Annotated in this window: 23 protein-coding genes; 16 read left to right on the top strand and 7 right to left on the bottom strand. The window is 64.4% G+C overall.

Annotated features, from left to right (window positions below):
• The first annotated feature begins 202 nt into the window (after positions 1-202).
• Positions 203-1,309 carry an NADH:flavin oxidoreductase/NADH oxidase gene (locus tag M2S36_RS23985; protein ID WP_207829520.1) on the top strand — a complete coding sequence of 369 codons (1,107 nt, stop codon included), beginning with the start codon at positions 203-205 and terminating at the stop codon, positions 1,307-1,309.
• Positions 1,310-1,487: 178 nt separating this feature from the next.
• On the opposite strand, the gene M2S36_RS23990 is transcribed toward M2S36_RS23985, so the two are convergent.
• The 7 genes from M2S36_RS23990 to ydcS form a co-directional block, all read right to left on the bottom strand.
• On the bottom strand, positions 1,488-1,820 hold the full coding sequence (locus M2S36_RS23990; RefSeq protein WP_003252175.1) for a type II toxin-antitoxin system HicB family antitoxin: 333 nt from the start codon (positions 1,818-1,820) through the stop codon (positions 1,488-1,490).
• The gene (locus M2S36_RS23995) at positions 1,817-2,071 is read right to left on the bottom strand and encodes a type II toxin-antitoxin system HicA family toxin (RefSeq protein ID WP_087502647.1); all 255 of its coding nucleotides are present in this window, start codon (positions 2,069-2,071) and stop codon (positions 1,817-1,819) included. Before M2S36_RS23995 ends, M2S36_RS23990 begins: the two co-directional genes overlap by 4 nt.
• Before the next feature lie 125 nt (positions 2,072-2,196).
• Positions 2,197-3,621, bottom strand: a complete 1,425-nt coding sequence (locus M2S36_RS24000; protein ID WP_207829517.1) for a gamma-aminobutyraldehyde dehydrogenase — start codon at positions 3,619-3,621, stop codon at positions 2,197-2,199.
• Positions 3,622-3,638: 17 nt separating this feature from the next.
• A complete protein-coding gene (locus tag M2S36_RS24005; RefSeq protein ID WP_063911465.1) occupies positions 3,639-4,445 on the bottom strand; it encodes an ABC transporter permease in 807 nt (268 codons plus the stop codon).
• The gene (locus M2S36_RS24010) at positions 4,435-5,346 is read right to left on the bottom strand and encodes an ABC transporter permease (RefSeq protein ID WP_207829515.1); all 912 of its coding nucleotides are present in this window, start codon (positions 5,344-5,346) and stop codon (positions 4,435-4,437) included. The genes M2S36_RS24005 and M2S36_RS24010 overlap by 11 nt, the downstream gene beginning before the upstream one ends.
• 1 nt (position 5,347) lies before the next feature.
• Positions 5,348-6,379 (bottom strand): ABC transporter ATP-binding protein, encoded by a 1,032-nt coding sequence (locus tag M2S36_RS24015; protein ID WP_063911467.1) that lies wholly within the window; start codon positions 6,377-6,379, stop codon positions 5,348-5,350.
• 150 nt (positions 6,380-6,529) lie between these two features.
• Positions 6,530-7,681, bottom strand: a complete 1,152-nt coding sequence (ydcS, locus tag M2S36_RS24020; RefSeq protein WP_233693924.1) for a putative ABC transporter substrate-binding protein YdcS — start codon at positions 7,679-7,681, stop codon at positions 6,530-6,532.
• 216 nt (positions 7,682-7,897) lie between these two features.
• Between ydcS and M2S36_RS24025 the strand changes: the two genes are divergently transcribed.
• From M2S36_RS24025 to M2S36_RS24095, 15 genes are all read left to right on the top strand, one after another.
• Positions 7,898-8,590 (top strand): tellurite resistance TerB family protein, encoded by a 693-nt coding sequence (locus M2S36_RS24025; protein ID WP_207829513.1) that lies wholly within the window; start codon positions 7,898-7,900, stop codon positions 8,588-8,590.
• 195 nt (positions 8,591-8,785) lie between these two features.
• The gene (locus M2S36_RS24030; RefSeq protein ID WP_207829512.1) at positions 8,786-10,408 is read left to right on the top strand and encodes a methyl-accepting chemotaxis protein; all 1,623 of its coding nucleotides are present in this window, start codon (positions 8,786-8,788) and stop codon (positions 10,406-10,408) included.
• A gap of 5 nt (positions 10,409-10,413) precedes the next feature.
• Positions 10,414-10,920 carry a chemotaxis protein CheW gene (locus tag M2S36_RS24035; protein ID WP_241106325.1) on the top strand — a complete coding sequence of 169 codons (507 nt, stop codon included), beginning with the start codon at positions 10,414-10,416 and terminating at the stop codon, positions 10,918-10,920.
• Positions 10,917-12,191, top strand: a complete 1,275-nt coding sequence (locus M2S36_RS24040; RefSeq protein ID WP_333957984.1) for a CheR family methyltransferase — start codon at positions 10,917-10,919, stop codon at positions 12,189-12,191. Before M2S36_RS24035 ends, M2S36_RS24040 begins: the two co-directional genes overlap by 4 nt.
• Positions 12,188-12,850 carry a chemotaxis protein CheW gene (locus tag M2S36_RS24045; protein ID WP_207829506.1) on the top strand — a complete coding sequence of 221 codons (663 nt, stop codon included), beginning with the start codon at positions 12,188-12,190 and terminating at the stop codon, positions 12,848-12,850. The genes M2S36_RS24040 and M2S36_RS24045 overlap by 4 nt, the downstream gene beginning before the upstream one ends.
• Entirely contained in the window at positions 12,847-15,135 is a 2,289-nt protein-coding gene (locus tag M2S36_RS24050) for a hybrid sensor histidine kinase/response regulator (protein ID WP_233693927.1), read from the top strand. The genes M2S36_RS24045 and M2S36_RS24050 overlap by 4 nt, the downstream gene beginning before the upstream one ends.
• Entirely contained in the window at positions 15,132-16,145 is a 1,014-nt protein-coding gene (gene wspF, locus M2S36_RS24055; RefSeq protein ID WP_207829503.1) for a Wsp signal transduction system protein-glutamate methylesterase WspF, read from the top strand. The genes M2S36_RS24050 and wspF overlap by 4 nt, the downstream gene beginning before the upstream one ends.
• A gap of 51 nt (positions 16,146-16,196) precedes the next feature.
• Positions 16,197-17,201: a Wsp signal transduction system regulator diguanylate cyclase WspR gene (gene wspR, locus M2S36_RS24060; RefSeq protein ID WP_207829500.1), complete on the top strand. Its 1,005-nt coding sequence runs from the start codon at positions 16,197-16,199 to the stop codon at positions 17,199-17,201.
• A 316-nt stretch (positions 17,202-17,517) separates the two neighbouring features.
• A protein-coding gene (gene prfB, locus M2S36_RS24065; RefSeq protein WP_096009945.1) for a peptide chain release factor 2 occupies positions 17,518-18,613 on the top strand; the annotation gives its coding sequence in 2 pieces (ribosomal slippage) (positions 17,518-17,589 and positions 17,591-18,613; 1,095 coding nt in all).
• A gap of 93 nt (positions 18,614-18,706) precedes the next feature.
• Positions 18,707-20,209: a lysine--tRNA ligase gene (gene lysS / locus M2S36_RS24070; RefSeq protein ID WP_207829496.1), complete on the top strand. Its 1,503-nt coding sequence runs from the start codon at positions 18,707-18,709 to the stop codon at positions 20,207-20,209.
• Positions 20,210-20,414: 205 nt separating this feature from the next.
• Complete coding sequence (locus M2S36_RS24075; RefSeq protein WP_063911478.1) at positions 20,415-21,119, top strand: TetR/AcrR family transcriptional regulator; 705 nt, start codon at positions 20,415-20,417, stop codon at positions 21,117-21,119.
• Positions 21,120-21,148: 29 nt separating this feature from the next.
• The gene (locus M2S36_RS24080) at positions 21,149-21,697 is read left to right on the top strand and encodes a hypothetical protein (RefSeq protein ID WP_063911479.1); all 549 of its coding nucleotides are present in this window, start codon (positions 21,149-21,151) and stop codon (positions 21,695-21,697) included.
• Positions 21,698-21,828: 131 nt separating this feature from the next.
• Positions 21,829-23,106: a flavohemoglobin expression-modulating QEGLA motif protein gene (locus M2S36_RS24085; protein ID WP_025337939.1), complete on the top strand. Its 1,278-nt coding sequence runs from the start codon at positions 21,829-21,831 to the stop codon at positions 23,104-23,106.
• On the top strand, positions 23,078-24,001 hold the full coding sequence (locus M2S36_RS24090; protein WP_063911480.1) for an alpha/beta hydrolase: 924 nt from the start codon (positions 23,078-23,080) through the stop codon (positions 23,999-24,001). Before M2S36_RS24085 ends, M2S36_RS24090 begins: the two co-directional genes overlap by 29 nt.
• On the top strand, positions 23,998-24,324 hold the full coding sequence (locus M2S36_RS24095; protein WP_207829493.1) for a hypothetical protein: 327 nt from the start codon (positions 23,998-24,000) through the stop codon (positions 24,322-24,324). Before M2S36_RS24090 ends, M2S36_RS24095 begins: the two co-directional genes overlap by 4 nt.
• Positions 24,325-24,388: the final 64 nt, after the last annotated feature.

Consider the following 24,388-nt stretch of genomic DNA (forward strand, 5'->3'; position numbering starts at 1 on the left):
CCGCGAAGCGCCGCGCGGGCGGCGCTCGATCTCATAGGCGACATCACTCTCGATCCAAACACCCCGCCCCCCACCCGAAATCCCATTGAACCTCCCCCCCAACCATTCTGGTCTAGTCTGAAGTTATGACCGGACCTGGGCCAGGGACGTGCAATTGAGTGTCCGGGCCGGATCACCATTGGAGTCCTTGGGAGGTGCCCTCATGAGCCTGCTGCTCGAGCCTTACACCCTGCGTCAGCTGACCCTGCCCAACCGCATCGCCGTTTCGCCGATGTGCCAGTATTCCGCCGTCGATGGCCTGGCCAACGACTGGCACCTTGTTCATCTGGGCAGCCGCGCCGTGGGTGGCGCGGGCCTGGTAATCACTGAAGCCGTGGCGGTGACCGCCGATGGCCGCATCACCGCTGAAGACCTCGGCCTGTGGAATGACGCCCAGATCGCCCCGCTGCAACGCATCACCCGTTTCATCACCGCCCAGGGGGGCGTGCCCGGTATCCAGCTGGCTCACGCCGGGCGCAAGGCCAGCACCTATCGCCCGTGGCTGGGCAAGCAAGGCAGCGTCAAGCTCGAGGAGGGCGGCTGGCAGCCGGTAGGGCCGTCGAAGATCGCCTTCGATCCGCAACACACACCGCCACGCGAGCTCACCCATGACGAAATCCAGGATGTGATCGCCGCCTTCGTCGCTTCGACCGAGCGTGCCCTGAAGGCCGGTTTCAAGGTGGTCGAGATCCACGCCGCCCATGGCTACCTGTTGCACCAGTTCCTGTCACCGTTGAGCAACCAGCGTCGCGACGAGTACGGCAGCAGTTTCGAAAACCGTATCCGCCTGACCCTGCAGGTGGTCGAGGCTGTGCGCAAGGTCTGGCCTGCCGAGTTACCGCTGTTCGTGCGGGTATCGGCGACCGACTGGGTCGAGGACGGCTGGAACCCGGATGAAACCGTCGAACTGGCCCGCCGCCTGCGTGGCTTGGGCGTCGACCTGATCGACGTGTCCTCCGGCGGCACCTCGGTCAATGCCGAAATCCCCACAGGGCCCGGCTACCAGACCCGCTTCGCCGAGCGTGTGCGCAAGGAATCGGAAATTGCCACCGGCACCGTGGGCATGATCACCGAACCGGCCCAGGCCGAGCACATTCTGCGCACCGGCCAGGCCGACATCATCTTCCTCGCCCGCGAACTGCTGCGCGACCCGTACTGGCCGCTGCACGCCGACGACGACCTGGGCGGCAACAAGGCCACCTGGCCAGCGCAATACCAGCGCGCCACCAGCCGGGCCAACCCGATTCACGAGTCGGATTTGCGCGACTAGGGTCTACCTGTACTGGCCTCTTCGTGGGTGAACCCGCTCCCACAGGTACATCACTAACCTCAAGGGCTGTGATGTACCTGTGGGAGCGGGCAAGCCCGCGAAGAAGGCGGCTCGGTGTTCGCGGCGGTTCGACGCCTCGATGACCCTGCTCCTACAACGACCGCGTTGGCTTCTCAACTCAGCTATAGGCGGCTTTGCTGAGGATATCGCTTACCCACTGGTTGATACTCTTCTCTGCCAACTCGGCCTTGGCGGCCACGCTGGCATGAAGGGTAGGTTCGAGTCGCAGGCTAAGCTTGCCAGAGTAGGTCTTCTGCGGCTCGCGGCCCAGGCGTTCGCACGTCTCAAGATAATCGTCCACGGCTTCTTCGAATGCCTGGCGCAACTCACTGATGGATTCGCCGTGAAAACCGATCACATCGCGAATACCCGCAACGTGGCCGATCAGCAACTGGTCTTCGTCGCTGTATTCGATACGAGCGGCATAGCCGCGGTAAGTCATGACATTCATGGTATTACTCCTGCCTGCTCAAGGAACTGGCGGGCGTCTCGTAGTTGGTAGGGCTTTGCGTGCCTGTCCGGATGAGGGCGGTGGAAGGTTGCCACTGCTCCATTGAGTTCAAAGCGAACCCGTGACCCTCGTCCTTCAATCACTCGGGCACCCAGGGATACCAACAGTGATTCCACTCGCGCCCACTCCAGCGTCCTGGGAACCGGCCTTTTCAGTACTGCTTCAAGTGTGGCTTGTTGATGATTATTCATGGTATCAGATTATGATACCAGCAAGCATGGCTCAATGGATGAGCAGTAGGAGGGAGTAGATCAAGCTTGAAGGAAATGTCTGAGATGTTAAACGAGGGGGCAAAGCCCCTCGGCTAACGGTTCGGTCAATGCTTGATCATCACATGCCGCACACAGGTGTAGTCCTCCAGCCCATACATCGACATGTCCTTGCCATACCCCGAATGCTTCTGCCCGCCATGGGGCATTTCGCTGACCAGCATGAAGTGGGTGTTCACCCATGTGCAGCCATACTGCAGGCGCGCCGCCAGGCGGTGGGCGCGGCCGGTGTCGCGGGTCCAGACCGATGAGGCCAGGCCGTAGTTGGAGTCGTTGGCCCATTCCAGCGCCTGCGCTTCGTCGCTGAAGCGGGTCACCGACACCACCGGGCCGAACACTTCATTGCGCACGATTTCGTCATCCTGCAGCGCATCGGCCAGCACCGTCGGCTCGAAGAAGAAACCGTCGCCATCAATTGCCTTGCCACCCGTCACCAGGCGAATGTGCGGCTGGGCAACCGCGCGTTGCACAAGGCCCGCGACCTTGTCGCGGTGCTGGGCGCTGATCAGTGGCCCCAGTTCGGTGTCCTCGGCTTCCTGCAGGCCCGGCTTGAGGCTGGCCACTGCGGCCCCCAGGCGTTCGACGAAACGCTCGTAGATGCCATCCTGCACATACAGCCGACAGGCCGCGGTGCAGTCCTGGCCGGCGTTGTAAAAGCCGAAGGTACGGATGCCGTCGATGGCCGCGTCGATGTCGGCATCGTCGAACACCAGCACCGGGGCCTTGCCGCCCAGTTCCATGTGCATGCGTTTTACGCTGTCGGCGGTGGCGCTGATGATGTGCGCGCCGGTGGGGATCGAGCCGGTCAGCGACACCATGCGCACCTTGGGGTGGTTGACCAGCGGGTTGCCGACCGTCTGGCCACGGCCGAAGAGGATGTTCAGCACCCCCGGTGGCAGCAGGTCCTGGGCCAGTTCACCGAGGCGCAGGGCGGTCAGCGGGGTCAGTTCGGAGGGCTTGATCACCACCGTGTTGCCGGCAGCCAGGGCCGGGGCGATCTTCCACGCCAGCATCATCAACGGGTAGTTCCACGGCGCGATCGAGGCCACCACGCCCAGCGGGTCACGGCGGATCATCGATGTGTGGCCCGGCAGGTACTCGCCGGCTGCCGAGCCGCCCAGGCAGCGTGCTGCACCGGCAAAGTAGCGGAACACGTCGGCAATTGCCGGGATCTCGTCATTCAGCGCGGCGCTCAGCGGCTTGCCGCAGTTCTGCGATTCCAGCCGGGCCAGTTCATCGCCATGGGCTTCGATTGTGTCGGCTAGCGCCAGCAAGGCTTGCGAGCGGTCCTTGGGGCTGGTTTGCGACCAGCTGTCGAAGGCCTGGTCGGCAGCGCGCACGGCGCTGTCCACCTGGGCATCGCTGGCTTCGTTGATTTGCGCCAGGGCAGTGCCCAGCGCCGGGTTGAGCACGGTCCAGGCCGGGCCTTGGCCAGCGACCAGCTGGCCATTGATCAGCATCTGTGTTTGCATCGGGGACTCCTCCAGGGTCATTTGCCACTGCCCGCGACGCTTTCGCCGCCACGGGTCAGGTAATAGGCGCCAAGGATTGGCAGCATGGTCACCAGCATCACCAGCATGGCGACCACGTTGGTCACCGGCACGTCGCGCGGGCGGCTGAGCTGGTTGAGCAGCCAGATCGGCAGGGTGCGTTCGTGGCCGGCGGTGAAGGTGGTGACGATGATTTCGTCGAACGACAGGGCAAAGGCCAGCATGCCGCCGGCCAGCAGCGCCGAGCCGAGGTTGGGCAGGATGATGTAGCGGAAGGTCTGCCAGCCGTCGGCGCCCAGGTCCATCGAGGCTTCGATCAGGCTCTGCGAAGTACGCCGCAGGCGGGCGATCACGTTGTTGTAGACGATCACCACGCAGAACGTGGCGTGGCCGACCACGATGGTGAACAGGCCGGGCTCTATCCCTAAGGTCTTGAACGCCGAGAGCAGGGCGATGCCGGTGATGATGCCGGGCAGGGCGATGGGCAGGATCAGCATCAGCGAAATGCTCTCCTTGCCGAAAAAGCTGCGCCGGTACAGCGCCGCCGAGGCCAGCGTGCCGAGCACCAGGGCGATCAGCGTGGCCAGGCAGGCCACCTGCAGCGACAGCTTGATCGCCTCCAGCACATCGGGCCGGGCGAAGGCCACGGCGAACCACTTCAGGGTAAAGCCCTTGGGCGGGAAGCTGAACGCTGCGTCTTCGGTGTTGAAGGCATACAGGAAGATGATCAGGATCGGGAAGTGCAGGAACAGCAACCCGCCCCAGGCCGCCAGGCGCAGCCCGGTCGAGGCTTTTTCAGAGTGCATCGAAGGCCCCCAGGCGCTTGACGATGGAAAGGTACACCGCGATCAGCACGATCGGCACCAGGGTGAACGCGGCGGCCATCGGCATGTTGCCGATCGCCCCTTGCTGGGCATAGACCATGCTCCCGATGAAGTAACCGGGCGGGCCGACCAGCTGTGGCACGATGAAGTCGCCCAGGGTCAGCGAGAAGGTAAAGATCGAGCCGGCGGCAATGCCCGGGATCGACAGCGGCAGGATTACTTGCACGAAGGTTTGCCCGGGCCGCGCGCCGAGGTCTGCCGAGGCCTGCAACAGCGACGGCGGCAAGCGTTCCAGCGAGGCCTGGATCGGCAGGATCATGAACGGCAGCCAGATGTACACGAACACCATGAAGCGCCCCAGGTGTGAAGTCGACAGCGTGCTGCCGCCAACGCCCGGCAGCGCCAGCACCGTTTGCAGCAGGGCATCCAGGTGCAGCTGCTGGACGAACCACTGGGCCACGCCGCCCTTGGCCAGCAGCAGGGTCCAGGCGTAGGTCTTGACGATGTAGCTGGCCCACATCGGCATCATCACCGCGATGTAGAAAAACGCCTTGGTCTTGCCGCTGGTGTAGCGCGCCATGTAGTAGGCGATGGGGAAGGCCAGTACCGCACTGGCCAGCGACACCGCCAGTGCCATGCCCAGGGTGCGCAGGATGATGTCGAAGTTCGACGGGTTGAACAGCGCGGCGAAATTGCCCAGGGTCAGGTCCGGGGTTACCGCCATGGTGAAGTCGTCAAAGGTATAGAAACCCTGCCACAGCAGGTTCAGCAGCGAGCCCAGGTAGATCGCGCCGAACCAGGTCAGCGGCGGTATCAGCAGCAGCGCCAGGTACAGGTTGGGGCGCCGGTACAGCAGGTTGGACAGGCTGCGCAGTGTGCTCATGTCAGCGGCCCTCGGTTTCCCGCAGCACCGTCATGGCTTCACGGGGCCAGTGTGCCTGTACCCGTTGCCCGGGTTGCCAGGCCTGTGCCTGCGCCTGCCAGCGGTCGTTGGCCTGGCTCACCGCCAGTAGTTGGCCGCTGTCCAGTTGCAGCTCGTAGCGGGTGGCACTGCCCTGGTACTGGATATCGTGCAGCAGGCCGCTGACCTGGACATGCTGACCGGCTGTGGCCGGGTCGCCGAGACGGATGTGTTCGGGGCGGATGGAGAAGGGCGCCGGGCTGCCATTGAGCAGCGTGGCCAGCTCGCCGCGCACAACGTTGGAGGTGCCGACGAATTCGGCAACGAAGGGGGTGGCCGGTTGCATGTACAGATTGCGCGGGGTGTCGACCTGCTCGATGCGGCCACGGTTGAACACCGCCACCCGGTCGGACATCGACAGCGCCTCCGTCTGGTCATGGGTGACGAAAATGAAGGTGATACCCAGCTGGCGCTGCAGCTTTTTCAGCTCGCCCTGCATCTGTTCGCGCAACTTCAGGTCCAGCGCGCCCAGCGGCTCGTCCAGCAGCAGGACCCGTGGCCGGTTGACCAGCGCGCGGGCCAGGGCCACGCGTTGGCGTTGGCCGCCGGACAGCTGCGCCGGCTTGCGCGCGCCGTAGCCGGCCAGGGCCACCATGGCCAGGGCTTCTTCGGCGCGGCTGTGGCGTTCGGCCTTGGCCACGCCTTTTACCTTCAGGCCGTAGGCGATGTTGTCCAGTACGTTCATGTGCGGGAACAGTGCATAGTCCTGGAATACGGTGTTGACGTCGCGCTGGTAGGGCGGCACGCCGGCGGCTTCGACGCCGTGGATGCGGATCGAACCGCTGGTGGGTTGCTCGAAGCCGGCGATCAGGCGCAGGCAGGTGGTCTTGCCCGAGCCAGAGGGACCGAGCATGGAGAAGAATTCGCCATCGATGATGTCGATGCTGACCTGGTCGACGGCCTTGACCTCGCCGAAAGTGCGGGAAACCTGGGTGAACTGGACGGCTAGGGGCATGCATGGGCTCCGGACAACTGACTTAATCCTGTGCTGGCCTCTTCGCGGGTGAACCCGCTCCTACAGGTTCATCACCGCCTGTAAGGGTGGTGCTTTACCTGTGGGAGCGGGTTCACCCGCGAAGAGGCCGGCACAGGCATTCAGGCAACCTCAGCGCCCACCCATGATCGCGATGTAATCCTGGGTCCAGCGGCTATACGGCACGAACTTGCCACCCTGGGCCTGCGGGGTTTTCCAGAAGGCGATCTTGTCGAAGTTGTCGAAGCCATTGGTCTTGCAACCCTCGGCCCCCAGCAGCTCGCTGCCGGTGCAGGCCGCCGGTACCGCCGGCAACGAACCGAACCAGGCCGCCACATCACCCTGTACCTTCGGCTGCAGCGACCAGTCCATCCACTTGTAGGCACAGTTGGGGTGCTTGGCCTCGCTGTGCAGCATGGTGGTGTCGGCCCAGCCGGTCGCGCCTTCCTTGGGAATGGTCGAGGCCACGGGCTGTTTCTCGGCCTTCAGGCCATTGACCATGTAACCCCAGGAGCTGGAGGCGACCACGCCTTCGTTCTTCACGTCGCTCATCTGCACCGTGGCGTCATGCCAGTAGCGATGGATCAGCGGTTGCTGCTGGCGCAGCAGTTCCAGCACGGCCTTGTACTGCGCTTCGCTCAGCTCGTACGGGTCCTGGATGCCCAGCTCCGGCTTGGCCGTCTTCAGGTACAACGCCGCGTCGGCGATGTAGATCGGCCCATCGTAGGCCTGCACGCGGCCTTTGTTCGGCTTGCCATCGGGCAGGTTCTGCGGCTCGAACAGCACACCCCAGCTGGTGGGCGCCTGCTTGAACACGTCGGTGTTGTACAGCAGCACGTTCGGCCCCCACTGGTACGGGGTACCGTAGACCTGCTTGTCGACTACGTACCAGCTACCGTTCTGCAACCGTGGGTCGATGTTCTTCCAGTTGGGGATCAAGGCGGTGTTGATCGGCTGTACCCGCTTGCCCGCGATCAGCCGCAGCGAGGCATCGCCCGAGGCGGTGACCAGGTCATAGCCGCCCTTGGTCATCAGGCTGACCATCTCGTCCGAGGTGGCAGCGGTCTTGACGCTGACCTTGCAGCCGGTTTCCTTCTCGAAGCCGCTCACCCAGTCGTAGGCCTTGTCGCTTTCACCGCGCTCGATGTAGCCGGGCCAGGCGACGATGTCCAGGCGGCCCTCGCCGGGCCCCAGGGCCTTGGGCGGTTCGCCAGCCTGCAGGCTGGCGCTGGCCAGCACGGCGCAGGCGGTGAGGCCGAGCAATGCGGTCTTGTGCACTGACATGGTGTTCCCTCTTCTTGGAGATTTTGGTCGGGGCAGTCATCAAGCAAGCCTGAAGCGATCGTTGTAAGCGTAGTGCGATTGCGTGCGGTGTTGGCGATATCGAGTCTAGTTGGCTTTTTGCCAGCCAATGCAACATCCGGAAGCAAATCCCCCCATGGCGATCGGGCAGGCAGGGCTTAACCTGACGGCTCCCTTGGCCAACGTGGAGACCGTTTGATGAATACCCGGGGATTGCTCGACCAGTTGCTCAAGTCCGGCCAGGACTTGCTCGCCAGCCAGGCCGGCAAGGGCAGCTCTGGCAAGCCTGGTACCAGTGCCGGCGGCCTTGGCAGCCTGCTTTCCGGTGCCGGTGGCGGTGCCTTGGCGGCGGGCGCCATGGGCTTGCTGCTGGGCAGCAGGAAAGCCCGCAAATATGGCGGCAAGGCCCTCACCTATGGTGGCCTGGCGGCACTCGGTGTGCTGGCCTACAAGGCCTACGGCAACTGGCAGGCGCGCCAGCAGGTAGCCGCCGCCGAGCCACAGACCGTCGACCGCTTGCCGCCGGCCCAGGCCGAACAGCACAGCCAGGCGGTGCTGCGGGCGCTGGTGGCGGCGGCCAAGTCCGATGGCCACATCGACGAACGCGAGCGAGCGTTGATCGAGGGCGAATTCACCCGCCTGGACACTGACCGCGAATTGCAGCACTGGCTGCATGCCGAGCTGAACAAACCACTGGACCCGGCCGAAGTGGCCCGTGCCGCGCAAACGCCGGAGATGGCCGCCGAGATGTACCTGGCCAGCGTGATGATGGTCGACCAGGAAAACTTCATGGAGCGCGCCTACCTGGACGAACTGGCCCGCCAGCTGCGCCTGGACCCTGCCCTGCGCCAGGAACTGGAAAGCCAGGCAAGGCTTGCCGCCGGCCAATAGGCGCGGCCTTTGTGGGAGCGGCCTTGTGCCGCGAATGGGCCGCTCCCACAAGAAATGCGCCTTTTCAGGGAGAGCAAATGACCTGTCCATCAGGCAGGTTACCTGGTCACTCCACATTTCAGCCGCATGACCGCTGGGCGCCTGGGCTATACTTCGGCGATTTTCCCGCTCGTTGTGAATTCCTGAGGGCTGAATGTGAAGAACTGGACCTTGCGCCAACGGATCCTGGCAAGTTTCGCCGTGATCATCGCCATCATGCTGCTGATGATCGTGGCCGCCTACTCGCGGTTGGCGACCATCGCATCCGCCGAGCAGGCAGTGGGCAGCGACAGCATTCCCGGGGTGTACTACAGCTCGATGATCCGTAGCGCCTGGGTCGACAGCTATGTCACCAGCCAGCAACTGGTGGGCCTGTCCAACCGTCGTGAAATCACCTCGGCCGACATGGAGCTGTTCAAAGGTTTCGAGGACCGCCTGAAGCAGTACATGGCGAGTTACCAGGCTACGATCCTGAGTCAAGCCGACCAGAGCCACTTCAACACCTTCGTGAAACTCGAAGAAAACTACATGAAGATCGTCGGCCAGGTACTGGAAGCCTACCGTCAGCACGACTATGACGAAGCCCAGCGGTTGATCAACGAGGTGCTCACCCCGGCCTGGGTCAATGGGCGCAAGCATCTGAACCAGGTTATCGAAGACAATCGGACCTCTGCTGAAACCGCCACCAACGAAATTGTCAACGCCGTGAGCACGGCCAAGGGCAGCATGGTGGTTTCGCTGTTGCTGGCGATCATCGCCGCGGGCATTTGCGGCCTGCTGCTGCTGCGCGCCATCACTGCCCCCGTGCAGCGCATTGTCCATGCCCTGGACAAACTGCGCTCGGGTGACCTGAGCATGCGTCTGAGCCTGGACCGCAAGGACGAGTTTGGCGCCATCGAAAGCGGCTTCAACGAAATGGCCGAGGCCTTGGCCAACCTGGTGTCCCAGGCCCAGCGTTCGTCGGTGCAGGTGACCACCTCGGTGACCGAAATCGCCGCCACCTCCAAGCAACAGCAGGCCACTGCCACCGAAACCGCCGCCACCACCACCGAAATCGGTGCCACCTCGCGTGAGATTGCCGCCACCTCGCGTGACCTGGTGCGCACCATGAGCGAAGTCACCTCGGCCGCCGATCAGGCCTCCAGCCTGGCTGGCTCCGGCCAGCAGGGGCTGGCGCGCATGGAAGAAACCATGCACCAGGTGATGGGCGCCGCCGACCTGGTCAATGCCAAACTGGGCATCCTCAACGAAAAGGCCAGCAACATCACCCAGATGGTGGTGACCATCGTCAAGGTCGCCGACCAGACCAACCTGCTGTCGCTCAACGCTGCCATCGAAGCGGAAAAGGCCGGCGAGTACGGCCGCGGCTTTGCCGTGGTGGCCACTGAAGTGCGCCGCCTGGCCGACCAGACTGCCGTGGCCACCTACGACATCGAGCAGATGGTGCGCGAGATCCAGTCGGCGGTGTCGGCAGGGGTCATGGGCATGGACAAGTTTTCCGAAGAAGTACGCCGCGGCATGTTCGAGGTGCAGCAGGTGGGCGAGCAGCTCAGCCAGATCATCCACCAGGTGCAGGCCCTGGCGCCGCGCGTGCTGATGGTCAATGAGGGCATGCAGGCCCAGGCCACGGGTGCCGAGCAGATCAACCAGGCGCTGGCCCAGCTCAGCGATGCCAGCACCCAAACCGTCGAGTCGCTGCGCCAGGCCAGTTTCGCCATCGATGAGCTGAGCCAGGTGGCCGCGGGCCTGCGTGGCGGCGTGTCGCGCTTCAAAGTCTGACTGCGATGAACGACTTGCAAACGCGCGCCGCGCGGGCGGGCAACGCGAAGGGGGCGTTGTATCTACAGTTTCGCATCCGCGAGCAACGCTTTGCCCTGAGCGTGTACGAGGTGATCGAGGTGCTGCCACAGCAGCCACTCAAGCCGATCGCCAAGGCGCCTGCCTGGGTCGCAGGCATCCTTGCACACCGAGGCCTGCTGGTGCCGGTGGTCGACCTGGCGGCATTGAGCTTCGGCCAGCCGGCAGCGCAGCGCACCAGTACCCGCCTGGTGCTGGTGCACTACCGAGGCGGCTTGCAGCTTGGCCTGATCCTGGAGCAGGCCACCGAAACCCTGCGTTGCCACCCCGACGAGTTTCAGCCGTATGGCATGGACAGCGGCGAAGCCCCGTACCTTGGCCCGGTGCGTCAGGATGAGCAGGGCTTGTTGCAGCGCATCGAAGTCAACGAACTGTTGCCAGATGCCGTGCACGAGTTGCTGTACGTGAATGATCCGACAGGGATGCCGACATGATCGAACAGCGTTTTTTCCGTTTCTTGCGCGAACGCATCGGCCTGGACGTGGAGTCGGTGGGCGCGCCCATGGTCGAGCGTGCGCTGCGCCAGCGTTGCGTAGCCGTGAACGCCGCGGACCTGGATGATTACTGGCTGCACCTGCAGCAGTCGATGGATGAGCAACAGGCGCTGATCGAAGCCGTCATCGTCCCGGAAACCTGGTTTTTCCGTTACCCCGAATCCTTCACCGCCCTGGCCCGCCTGGCGCACAAACGCCTGGCCGAGCTGGCCGGGGCGCGCCCGCTGCGCTTGCTCAGTTTGCCTTGCTCGACCGGCGAGGAGCCCTATTCGCTGGCGATGGCCTTGCTCGACGCCGGTATCGCGCCGGGGGCGTTCATGATCGACGGCATGGACATCAGCCCCAGTTCCGTGGCCAAGGCCGGGCAGGCCGTGTACGGGCGCAATGCCTTCCGTGGCAGAGACCTGGGCTTTCGTGCGCGTTACTTCCATGCCCTTGACGAAGGTCACCAACTGCATGAGCGGGTGCGCGAGCAAGTCAGCCTGCAAGTAGGTAACGTGCTCGACCCGGCGCTGGCCAGCCGCGATGGCCTGTACGACTTCGTGTTCTGCCGTAACCTGCTGATCTATTTCGACGTGCCGACCCAGCAACGGGTATTCGAGGTGCTCAAGCGTCTGTTGCATCCACAGGGCGTGCTGTTCATCGGCCCGGCCGAAGGTAGCTTGTTGGCGCGGTTGGGCATGCGCCCGCTGGGGATTGCCCAGTCGTTCGCCTACGTGCGCGAGGAAGGCGGTGGCGCTGCGCTGGTTACGCCACCGGTGCAGCCCTCGCGGGGCGCAGTGCCAACACTGGCCAAGCCGGGCTCTTTACAACCGAGCGCAGCGTTGCCGCGCCCACTGCGCGTGCTGCCCGTGGCCGCCAAGCCAGCGCCGGCTCGCGAGCACAGGCGTGAGGAGGCAAGCGAGTTGCTGGCCAGCATTGCCCGGCTTGCCAATGCCGGCGCCAGCGAACCGGCCCGTGCCGAATGTCAGCGCTACCTGGACCAGTTCGCGCCTTCGGCGCAGGTGTACTACTGGCTTGGGCTGCTCAGCGATACCGAGGGCGATGCACAGCAGGCATTGACCCATTATCGCAAAGCCCTGTACCTGGAACCACAGCACCCCGAGGCGCTGGTGCATCTGGCGGCCTTGCTGGCGGCCCAGGGCGACCTGGCCGGTGCCCGGCGCCTGCAGGAGCGCGCCGCGAGGGTTGGCCGGGAGTCTGAACGATGAAGGAAGCCGCGATGCAGTTGCTCGCCGAGGATGACGCGCACATCGACGACTGCTGGAACCGCATAGGCGTGCACGGCGACAAACAGTGCCCGCTGCTGGAGCGTCACGTTCACTGCCGCAACTGCGAGGTCTATGCCGCTGCTGCCACTCGCCTGCTCGACCGCTATGCGTTGATGCAGGACCACCAGGCTGCCGTGGCGCCGCCCGTCGAGGAAAGCAGTGGCCGCTCCATGCTGCTGTTCCGCCTGGGTGAAGAGTGGCTGGCGCTGGCCACTGCCTGCCTGGCCGAAATTGCCCCGTTGCAAGCGGTGCATTCGCTGCCGCACCAGCGCTCGCGGGTGTTGCTTGGGGTGGCCAACGTGCGCGGTGCGCTGGTGCCATGCCTGTCACTGGCCGACCTGCTGGGTGTGCAGGCCAGCGCTGGCGAACCACGCAGCGGCCGATCGATGCCGCGCATGCTGATCCTGGCCGCCAAGGGTGGGCCGGTAGTGATGGCGGTCGAGGAGATCGACGGCATTCACCGGCTCGACCCGCTGCTGCTGGGCAGTGGCCAGGACGCCACCCACTTCACCGCTGCGGTCCTGCAATGGCGCGGCCGTAGCGTGCGAGTGCTGGACGATCAACACTTACTGTCTGCCGTGCAGCGGAGCCTGTCATGACCCCAGAGCAAATGCGCGACGCATCGTTGCTCGAACTGTTCAGCCTGGAGGCCGAGGCGCAGACCCAGGTGCTCAGCGTCGGCCTGATGGCGCTGGAACGTAACCCTACGCAGGCCGACCAGCTCGAGGCTTGCATGCGTGCCGCCCACTCGCTGAAGGGGGCGGCGCGGATCGTCGGGGTGGACGAGGGTGTCAGCGTCGCCCACGTCATGGAAGACTGCCTGGTAGCTGCGCAGGAGGGCCGCCTGCGTCTTAGCGCCGAGCACATCGACGCCCTGTTGCAGGGCACTGACCTGCTGATGCGCATCGCTACGCCGGGCGACACCGGGGCGCAGGCGACCCTGCCGGTGTTCCTCGCGCAAATGGCCAACCTGCTCGACCCGGGAGCGGCAGTCATGCCCCCCATGCCACCAGCCTTGCCAGCAGTGTCGGAAACGCCGGTGCAAGCCGAAGCTTTTCCGTTGCCTGTCGAGCCCTTGGAGCCCGAACCTGATCCGGCCCTGCATCGCAAGGCCGGCAAGCGCGCGGGCGAAGGTACGGAACGGGTATTGCGGGTAACCGCCGACCGCCTCAACAGCCTGCTCGACCTGTCCAGCAAGTCGTTGGTGGAAACCCAGCGGCTCAAGCCTTACCTGGCCACGCTGCAGCGCCTCAAGCGCATGCACGGCCAGGGCATGCAGGCGCTCGACGGCCTGCGCATGCAGCTGGAGGACAGTGGCCAGAGCAGCGAGGTGCTCGAAGCCCTGGCACAGACCCAGCGCCTGCTGGCGGAAACCCAGCAGATCCTGCAGCAGCAGGCTAGCGACCTGGACGAGTTCGGCTGGCAGGCCAGCCAGCGCGCGCAACTGCTTTACGACACCGCACTGGCCTGCCGGATGCGGCCGTTTGCCGATGTGTTGACCGGCCAGAGCCGCATGGTGCGGGACCTTGGCCGCTCGCTGGGCAAGCCGGTGCGGCTGCTGGTGGAAGGGGAGAAGACCCAGGTCGACCGCGATGTGCTGGAAAAGCTCGAAGCGCCGCTGACCCACCTGTTGCGCAACGCGGTCGATCACGGCATCGAACTGCCCGAGCGTCGTCTGCTGGCGGGCAAGGCGGAGGAGGGCGTGATTCGTCTGCGGGCCTCGCACCAGGCCGGTATGCTCAGCCTGGAACTGATCGACGACGGTGCCGGCATCGACCTCGAGCGCCTGCGCAGCAGCATCGTCGAGCGTGCCCTGTCGCCCGCCGACACGGTGGCGCGGATGAGCGAGGCAGAGTTACTGACGTTCCTGTTCCTGCCCGGTTTCAGCCTGCGCGACAAGGTCACCGAGGTGTCCGGCCGCGGCGTGGGCCTGGATGCGGTGCAGCACATGATCCGTGAGCTGCGCGGTTCGATCGAGCTGACCCAGCTGGCCGGGCAGGGCTGCCGTTTCCACCTGCAGGTGCCGCTGACTCTGTCGGTGGTGCGCAGCCTGGTGGTCGAGGTGGGGGGCGAGGCCTATGCCTTCCCGCTCGCCCATATCGAGCGCACGCTGAACGTGAGCGCCGAAGAGATCGTGCAGATCGAAGGGCGCCAGCATTTCTGGCATGAAGGCCGGCACATCGGCCTGGTCGCGGCCAGCCAGCTGCTCAACCGCCCGGCAGGGCAAACGCAGGAGAGCAGCTTGCGGGTGGTGGTGATCCGCGAGCGCGAGCAACTGTATGGCGTGGCCGTGGAGCGGTTGGTAGGCGAGCGGGTGCTGGTGGTGATGCCGCTCGACCCACGGCTGGGCAAGGTGAAGGACATTTCCTCCGGCGCCTTGCTCGACGATGGCTCGGTGGTGCTGATCGTCGATGTCGAGGACCTGCTGCGCTCGGTGGAAAAACTGCTCAGCACCGGCAGCCTGGAGCGCATCGAACGCGGCGGCAGCGGTGCCCGTGGCGTGGCGCGCCAGCGCATCCTGGTGGTTGACGACTCGCTGACCGTGCGTGAACTGCAGCGCAAGCTGCTCGGCAACCGTGGCTACGACGTAGCGGTGGCAGTGGATGGCATGGACGGCTGGAACGCCCTGCGTGGCGAGGACTTCGACCTGCTGATCACCGACATCGACATGCCACGCATGGACGGCATCGAGCTGGTCACCCTGGTGCGCCGCGACCAGCGCCTGCAATCGCTGCCGGTGATGGTGGTGTCCTACAAGGACCGTGAGGAAGATCGACGGCGTGGCCTGGATGCCGGCGCCGACTACTATTTGGCAAAGGCCAGTTTCCACGACGATGCATTGCTGGATGCTGTGGTTGAGCTGATCGGAGGTGCTCAGGGATGAAGATCGCCATCGTCAACGACATGCCCATGGCCGTCGAGGCGCTGCGCCGGGTAGTCGCTTTCGAGCCCGCGCACCAGGTCATATGGGTGGCCGGCAATGGCGCCGAGGCGGTGCAGCGCTGCACCGAGCAGCAGCCAGACCTGATTCTCATGGACCTGATCATGCCGGTGATGGACGGCGTCGAGGCCACCCGGCGGATCATGGCCGAGACCCCGTGCGCCATCGTCATCGTCACGGTCGACCGCAAGCAGAACATGCACCGGGTGTTCGAGGCCATGGGCCACGGCGCCCTTGATGTGGTCGACACGCCGGCGCTGGGGGCGGGTGATCCGCGCGAAGCGGCAGCGCCTCTGCTGCGCAAGATCCTCAACATAAGCTGGCTGATTGGCCAGCAGCGCGCACCGGCTACCCGCCCGGTCGCCGCGCCTGTGCGGGCAGCGTCCCAGCACCGTGGCTTGGTGGCGATCGGCTCGTCTGCTGGCGGCCCGGCGGCCCTTGAGGTGCTGCTCAAATGCCTGCCGGCGGCGTTTCCGGCGGCCATCGTGCTGGTCCAGCATGTGGACCAGGTGTTTGCCGCGGGTATGGCCGAATGGCTCAGCAGCGCTGCCGGCCTGCCGGTGCGCCTGGCCCGTGAAGGCGAGCCACCGCAGCCGGGGCAGGTGTTGCTGGCCGGCACCAATCACCACATCCGCCTGCTACAGAACGGCCAGCTGGCCTACACTGCCGAACCAGTCAATGAAATCTACCGGCCCTCGATCGATGTGTTCTTCGAAAGTGTGGCGCGCTATTGGACCGGCGATGCGGTGGGCGTATTGCTTACCGGCATGGGCCGCGATGGTGCCCAGGGGCTGAAGCTGATGCGCCAGCAGGGTTTCCTGACCATCGCCCAGGACCAGGCCAGCAGCGCGGTATACGGAATGCCCAAGGCTGCTGCGGCCATCGATGCTGCAGTGGAAATCCGCCCGCTGGAACGCATAGCCGGGCGCTTGATGGAATTTTTCGCAAAATGACGAAGTGTATTGAATCACGCCGCCAGGCCGGTAGTGATCGGGTGAACAGGTATGAATGATTTACCGATCGAAGGTTTCACGACCCCCAACGAGAACTCGGCGATGGTGCTGCTGGTCGATGACCAGGCCATGATCGGCGAGGCGGTGCGGCGTGGCCTGGCCAATGAAGAGAACATCGACTTCCACTTCTGCGCCGACCCGCACCAGGCGGTGGCCCAGGCAGTGCGCATCAAGCCCACGGTGATCCTCCAGGACCTGATCATGCCTGGCCTGGACGGGTTGACCCTGGTGCGTGAATACCGCAACAACCCGGCAACCCAGGACATACCGATCATCGTCCTGTCGACCAAGGAAGACCCGTTGGTCAAGAGTGCAGCCTTTGCTGCCGGGGCGAACGATTACCTGGTCAAGCTGCCGGACACCATCGAGCTGGTGGCGCGCATTCGCTACCACTCGCGTTCCTACCTGACCCTGCTGCAGCGCGACGAGGCCTACCGCGCCCTGCGCGTCAGCCAGCAGCAACTGCTCGATACCAACCTGATGCTGCAGCGGCTGATGAACTCCGACGGCCTGACCGGGTTGTCCAACCGCCGCCACTTCGACGAGTACCTTGAGCTGGAGTGGCGCCGGGCCATGCGTGAACAGCAGCAATTGTCGCTGCTGATGATCGACGTGGACTTCTTCAAGGCCTACAACGACAGCTTCGGCCACCTGGCCGGTGACGAGGCCCTGCGCCAGGTGGCCGAGGCGATACGCGGCTCGTGTTCGCGGCCGACCGACCTGCCGGCGCGCTATGGCGGCGAGGAGTTCGTCCTGGTGTTGCCCAACACCTCGCCGGGTGGGGCACGCCTGGTGGCCGAGAAGCTGCGTCAGACCGTACTCGGCCTGGGCATCCCGCACACCGCCCCGGTGACCAACTCGTACCTGACCGTGAGCATCGGCCTGGCCACCCAGACTCCGTCTATCGGTAGCCATAGCCGGCAGCTGATCTCGGCTGCGGACAAAGGCCTGTACCAGGCCAAGAATGGCGGGCGCAACCAGGTTGGCATCGCCTGAAAAGCTGAAGCTGGCGCGGCCCCTGTGGGAGATTGCCCAGCCCTTTGGGCTGCGCTGTCGCACAGGGAACAATGTTCGAAAGCGTGTCACCTTCCCTTGTGGGAGCGGGCGTGTCGAGGCGTCGAACCGCCGCGAAGCAGACGACGCGGTGTATGGCACCGGCTTCGCCGGTGTTCGCGGGCACGCCCGCTCCCACAGGGGCTGCGCAATTTCCGAATGCTCTATATATAGGCTACCGCCCGGCGGGTCTGCCGCCCTGCGGCGGACTCGGTTATACTCGCAGGCTTTTCACCGAATTCGTGCGAGTAGCCAGCCCATGGAAATCCAACCGATCCTGAACACCATCAAGGACCTCACCGAGCGTTCCCAGTCCATTCGGGGGTATCTTTGACTACGATCACAAGCATGACCGCCTGATCGAAGTCAACCGCGAGCTGGAAGACCCCAACGTCTGGAACAAGCCCGAGTACGCCCAGGCCCTGGGCCGCGAGCGTGCCATGCTGGCGCAGGTCGTCGAGACTCTGGACAAACTGTCCAACGGCCTGTCCGACTGCAAGGACCTGCTCGACATGGCCGTCGAGGAAGAGGATGAAGGCGCCGTAAGCGACGTCGAGACCGAGCTGCAAGCCCTGGAAGAGTCCCTGGCCCTGCTTGAGTTCCGTCGCATGTTCAGCGGCGAGATGGACATGAACAACGCCTACCTGGACATCCAGGCCGGCTCCGGCGGTACCGAGGCGCAGGACTGGGCCAACATCCTGCTGCGCATGTACCTGCGCTGGGCCGACAAGCGTGGTTTCGACGCTACCATCATCGAGCTTTCCGAAGGTGAAGTCGCCGGTATCAAGGGCGCCACCGTGCATATCAAGGGCGAGTACGCCTTCGGCTGGCTGCGCACCGAGATCGGCGTGCACCGCCTGGTGCGCAAGAGCCCGTTCGACTCCGGTGCCCGTCGCCACACCTCGTTCTCCGCGGTGTTCGTATCGCCCGAGATCGACGACAAGGTCGAGATCGAGATCAACCCGGCCGACCTGCGTATCGACACCTACCGTTCCTCCGGTGCTGGTGGTCAGCACGTGAACACCACCGACTCGGCGGTGCGTATCACCCACGTGCCGACCAACACCGTGGTGGCCTGCCAGAACGAACGCTCCCAGCACGCCAACAAGGACACCGCCATGAAAATGCTGCGGGCCAAGTTGTACGAGCTGGAAATGCAGAAACGCAACGCCGCCTCGCAGGCGCTGGAAGACAGCAAGTCGGACATCGGCTGGGGCCACCAGATCCGCTCCTACGTGCTGGATGACTCGCGTATCAAGGACCTGCGTACCGGTGTCGAGCGCAGCGACTGCCAGAAGGTCCTGGACGGTGACCTCGACCAGTACCTGGAAGCGAGCCTCAAGCAGGGGCTGTAAACCGTACACAACTGCCGCGGTACCTGGCCTGGGGCCGGTATCGCGTGCCCTGCCCGAAAGGGGCACCGCACACCTGATGGAAAGAATGACGAAATGAGCGACCTCAAGACCGAAGTGCAAGACCTGCAACAGGAAGAAAACGCCCTGATCGCCCTGCGCAAGGAAAAGCTTGCCGCCGAGCGCGCCAAGGGCAATGCCTTCCCCAATGACTTCCGTCGCGACAGCTACTGCAACGACCTGCAGAAACAGTACGCGGACAAGACCAAGGAAGAACTGGAAGCTGCAGCGATTCCGGTCAAGGTTGCCGGTCGCATCATGCTCAACCGTGGCTCGTTCATGGTCATTCAGGACATGACCGGCCGCATTCAGGTCTACGTCAACCGCAAGACCTTGTCGGAAGAAACCCTGGCCGCGGTCAAGACCTGGGACTTGGGCGACATCATCAGCGCCGAAGGCACCCTGGCCCGTTCCGGCAAGGGCGACCTGTACGTCGAAATGACCCACGTGCGCCTGCTGACCAAGTCGCTGCGCCCGCTGCCCGACAAGCACCACGGCCTGACCGACACCGAGCAGCGCTACCGCCAGCGTTACGTCGACCTGATGGTCAATGAAGAAACCCGCCACACCTTCCGTGTACGTTCGCAGGTGATCTCGCACATCCGCAAGTTCCTCATCGAGCGCGACTTCCTCGAAGTCGAGACACCGATGCTGCAGACCATCCCGGGCGGTGCCGCGGCCAAGCCGTTCGAAACCCACCACAACGCCCTGGACATGGCCATGTTCCTGCGAATTGCGCCGGAGCTGTACCTCAAGCGCCTGGTGGTGGGGGGCTTCGAGAAGGTGTTCGAGATCAACCGCAACTTCCGTAACGAAGGCGTTTCGACTCGTCACAACCCTGAATTCACCATGCTCGAGTTCTACCAGGCCTACGCCGACTACCGCGACAACATGGACCTCACCGAGGAACTGTTCCGCGAGCTGGCGCAGCTGGTACTGGGCACTACCGACGTGCCGTACGGCGACAAGGTATTCCACTTCGGTGAGCCGTTCGCCCGCCTGTCGGTATTCGACTCGATCCTCAAGTACAACCCGGAGCTGACCGCTGCCGACCTGCAGGACGTCGACCGCGCCCGCGACATCGCCAAAAAGGCCGGCGCCAAGGTGCTGGGCCACGAAGGCCTGGGCAAGCTGCAGGTGATGATTTTCGAAGAGCTGGTCGAGCACAAGCTGGAGCAGCCGCACTTCATCACCGAGTACCCGTTCGAAGTGTCGCCGCTGGCCCGTCGCAACGACGACAACCCGGCTGTTACCGACCGTTTCGAGCTGTTCATCGGTGGCCGCGAGATCGCCAACGCCTACTCCGAGCTCAACGATGCCGAAGACCAGGCCGAGCGCTTCCTGGCCCAGGTGGCCGAGAAGGACGCCGGTGACGACGAAGCCATGCACTACGACGCCGACTTCGTTCGCGCCCTGGAATACGGCATGCCGCCGACTGCGGGTGAAGGCATCGGCATCGACCGCCTGGTGATGCTGCTGACCAACTCGCCGTCGATCCGCGACGTGATCCTGTTCCCGCACATGCGTCCGCAGGCCTGAGTGAATTGAACGAGCCGCCTTTCGAGGCGGCTTTTTCTTGCCTGTACACTTGAATTGCCTGTGCCGGCCCTTTCGCGGCTAAAGCCGCTCCCACAGGGATCCCACTGCCCTCAGGCTGGTGCAGTCCCTGTGGGAGCGGCTTTAGCCGCGAAGAGGCCGGCACTGACGAAACACTGTCCATGAGGTACCCCCCGTGACACCCGCAATGCCTCACCAGGGCGCCGCCGGCATCGCCACCGCCGTCGCCGAAAGCGTGCAATACCAAGGCCGCAAGACTGCCCGCCAAGGCAGCGAGCAGCGTCGCCAGCTGATCCTCGACGCCGCCATGCGCATTGTCGTGCGCGATGGCGTACGCGGCGTACGCCATCGCGCCGTCGCCGCCGAGGCCGGTGTGCCACTGTCGGCCACCACCTACTACTTCAAGGACATCGAGGACCTGCTCACCGATACCTTCGCCCAGTATGTCGAGCGCAGCGCCGCCTACATGGCCAAGCTGTGGGCCAATACCGAGGTGGTGTTGCGTCAGTTGCTGGCCCAGGGCGACGGCAGCCCGCAGGCGCGGGCACGCCTGGCTGATGAGGTAGCGCGCATGACTGCCGACTACGTACAGCGGCAACTGCTGACCCGCCGTGACTTCCTGATGGCCGAGCAGGCCTTCCGCCAGGAGGCGCTGCTGTGCCCGCGCCTGGCCGAACTGGTGTGCGCCCACGAGCAGATCCTGCTGCATGGCACCCGGCAATTGCTGCAGGTGGTGGGCTCGCGGCAACCGGAGCAGGACGCCCAGATGTTGACGGCGATTATCGAGCAGATGGAATATCAGGGCCTGCTCAAGGATGCCAACGCGCAAGCCGATGGGCAGATGCTCGCTATGCTTAGCCGATACCTGCAGCTGGTGCTGGCGTCGGCCTGAGCCGAGACCGATTTTTCAAGGAGAACCTGATGAAAGCCTGGCGTGTGGTGTTGTTGACTCTGTCATTCCTGCTGCTGGGCGGTTGTCTGGTGACCTTCCACGAGCCCTTGCCGAGCAACCAGGCAGCGCCCAAGGCCTTGCTCGGCAAGTGGAGCAGCAAGGACGCCTGGGGCGAGCCGCTGAAGCTGGTGATCAGCCGTAGCGGCGCCGATGCCTACAAGGCGGTGGCCACGGCCAAGGGCAAGGCCCCTGAGGAATACGTGTTCACCGTGTCGCGCCACGGCAACCGCTGGTACCTGTCGGCCGGCGTGCCCAAGCGCCTGGGTGGCAACTTCCTGATCGGCGGTTTCGATATCGTCGATGGCAAGGAACTGGTGGTCTACAACCTGGATGTCGAGCAGGTGCAGCAGGCGGTGGACAAGAAGGAGCTGACCGGGCGCAGCACCGAGGTGCCTGAAGACAACGGCGACGGCGTGCTGATCGACAGCCCGTCGGCGCGGGTGCTGGCTTACCTGGACGACCCGGCCAACTCCGACCTGTTCGTTGAAGTGGCGCGGTTCCAGCGTTCCGGCAAATGACCGCGCTGGCTTCTTCGCGGCTGAAGCCGCTCCCACAGGGATTGCAGTACCTGTAGGAGCGGCTTTAGCCGCGAAGAGGGCGGTTCAGGCAATGCAAGGCTTGGCACTTTGTTCCAATAAGGAGTCCCCCGGTGGACGAATACCAGCAAACCATCCGTGCCCTGTCCGACCGCATCGTCGCGGCCCAGACCCCGATCCGGGTGCTGGACGCGGTGAAGTGGGACGACAACATCCGCCAGGGCTTCCTCAAGGCCAAGGGCAAGGAGCCGCCGGCCGTCGACCGTGCCTACTACCAGTCGCGCCCGCTGGCGTTCGATTCCAGCGCGGTCAAGGCCGAGTTCCAGGGCATCGAGCGCGACATCATTCGCCAGCTCGGCCAGTTCAACCCGGTCGGGCAGATCATGAAGCGCATGTGCCGCGAATACCGCATGGTCGTGCGCATGCTCGAAGCGCGCGGCACCGAGGATTTCGGCCTGATTTCCCAGGAGCTGTACGGCGCTGCCTCGGATGCCTTCCACGCCGGTGACCCGACCTTGGCCGACCTCGGTCTGATGCTGTCGGACTACCTGAACAACATCGATGGCCGTGGCGACCTCAAGGACGAACCGAAGAACCTCACCGCCAAGGAGGCCGTGGAAATCCTCCAGCACCGGCTGAACAAGGTGTTCGGCGAGGCCGAGGAGACAATCCGAGTGTTCGAGTCCGACGGTATCGTCGCCGATGCCGCGGCCGGGGCCGACTACATCAAGGTGCGTGCCGACGCCATGTTCAACGCCCGTGACGTGCGCGCCCTGGAGGTGCATGAAGGGCTGGTGCATGTTGGCACCACGCTCAACGGCCTGAACCAGCCGATCTGTACCTTCCTGGCCAAGGGCCCGCCCTCGTCGACGGTGACCCAGGAAGGCCTGGCCATCCTCATGGAGGTGATCGCCTTCGCCTCCTACCCCAGCCGCCTGCGCAAGCTCACCAACCGCACCCGCGCCATCCACATGGTCGAGGAGGGTGCCGATTTCATGCAGATCTACAACTTCTTCCGCGAGCAGGGCTTCGAGATGGCGCAGAGCTACAGCAACGCCAGCAGGGTGTTCCGTGGGTCGGTGCCCAATGGCCTGCCATTTACCAAGGACTTGTCCTACCTCAAAGGCTTCATCATGGTTTACAACTACATTCAGTTGGCCGTGAAGAAGGGCAAGCTCGAACAGATCCCGTTGCTGTTCTGTGGCAAGACCACTCTGGAAGACATGCGCACCCTGCGTCAGCTGGTCGAGGAAGGTCTGGTCGAGCCGCCCAAGTACCTGCCCGAGCAGTTCCGCGACCTCAACGCGCTGTCGGCCTGGATGTGCTTCTCCAACTTCCTCAACCATCTGAGCCTGGACCGCATTGAAGCCGACTACGCGAACATTCTCTGAGTGCTGCCGCCTGCTGACCCTGGGCTTGATCCTGCTGGGCCTGGGTGGTTGCAGCAGCCTGCTGTTCTACCCCGAGCGTGGCCAGCCGTTCACGCCCGAGCGAGCCAGGCTCGAGTACCGCGATGTCACCCTGACCACGGCTGATGGCATCCGCCTGCATGGCTGGTGGTTGCCTGCCAAGGCCGGGGTCGAGGTCAAGGGCACGGTGCTGCACCTGCACGGCAATGGCGGCAACCTGCCTGGGCACCTGGGCGGCAGCTACTGGCTGCCGGAACAGGGCTACCAGGTGCTGATGATCGATTACCGCGGCTATGGCCTGTCCCAGGGTGAGCCGAGCCTGCCCGAGGTGTATGAGGATATCGCCGCGGCGATGGCGTGGCTGGACCAGGCGCCCGAGGTCAAAGGCAAGCCGCTGGTGCTGCTGGGGCAGAGCCTGGGCGGCGCCATGGCCATTCACTACCTGGCGGCCCACCCCGAGCAGCGCCAGCGTTTCAGCGCCCTGGTGTTCGACGGCGTGCCGGCCAGCTACCGTGCGGTCGGGCGCTTTGCCCTCAGCACCTCGTGGATGACCTGGCCGCTGCAGGTGCCACTGTCGTGGCTGGTGCCGGACGGCGACAGCGCGATCCGCTCGATCGAGCAGCTGAGCAGCCCGCCCAAGCTGTTCTTCCACAGCATCGACGATACCCTGGTGCCGATGGACAACGGCATCCGCCTGTACCAGCACGCGCCAGCGCCGCGGGTACTGCAACTGACCCGTGGTGGCCACGTACAGACCTTCGCCGACCCGACCTGGCGTCAGGTGATGCTGCGTTTCCTCGACGACCCCAGCCATTTCAACGGCCTGCGGCGGCTGGCCGAAGTGCCCGATTACCCTGACGAGAAGAACAAGCAATGAGTGAAGAACGCAACGCCATCCCGCTGATCCTGACCGGTGTCGGCAGCATCATCGTGACGGTGGGGGCCTTGTGGTACTACGGTTACCTGCATTTCGCCAAGCCCGAGGATGCCCTGTTGCTGCAGGACTTCACCATGCTCAAGACCCTCCCTGGCGAGGACTACAAGGTCTCGCTGGACCCGGCGCCACAGGTGGCCCAGTGCGTCGATGGCGTGCTGGTGCTGTTCGACACCCAGCAAAAAGGCCTGACCGGCGTGCTGGTGGACAACCGCAAGCGCGCGGTGCGCTGCATGGGTGAGGAAACGCCGCAGCAGATACAGTGAGCCATTGTCTCTACTGCTTGTGCTGGCCCTTTCGCGGCTAAAGCCGCTTGTGTCTTGAGAGGGG

Source organism: Pseudomonas sp. SF2, assembly GCF_036858055.1.
In the GTDB taxonomy this organism is placed as follows: domain Bacteria; phylum Pseudomonadota; class Gammaproteobacteria; order Pseudomonadales; family Pseudomonadaceae; genus Aquipseudomonas.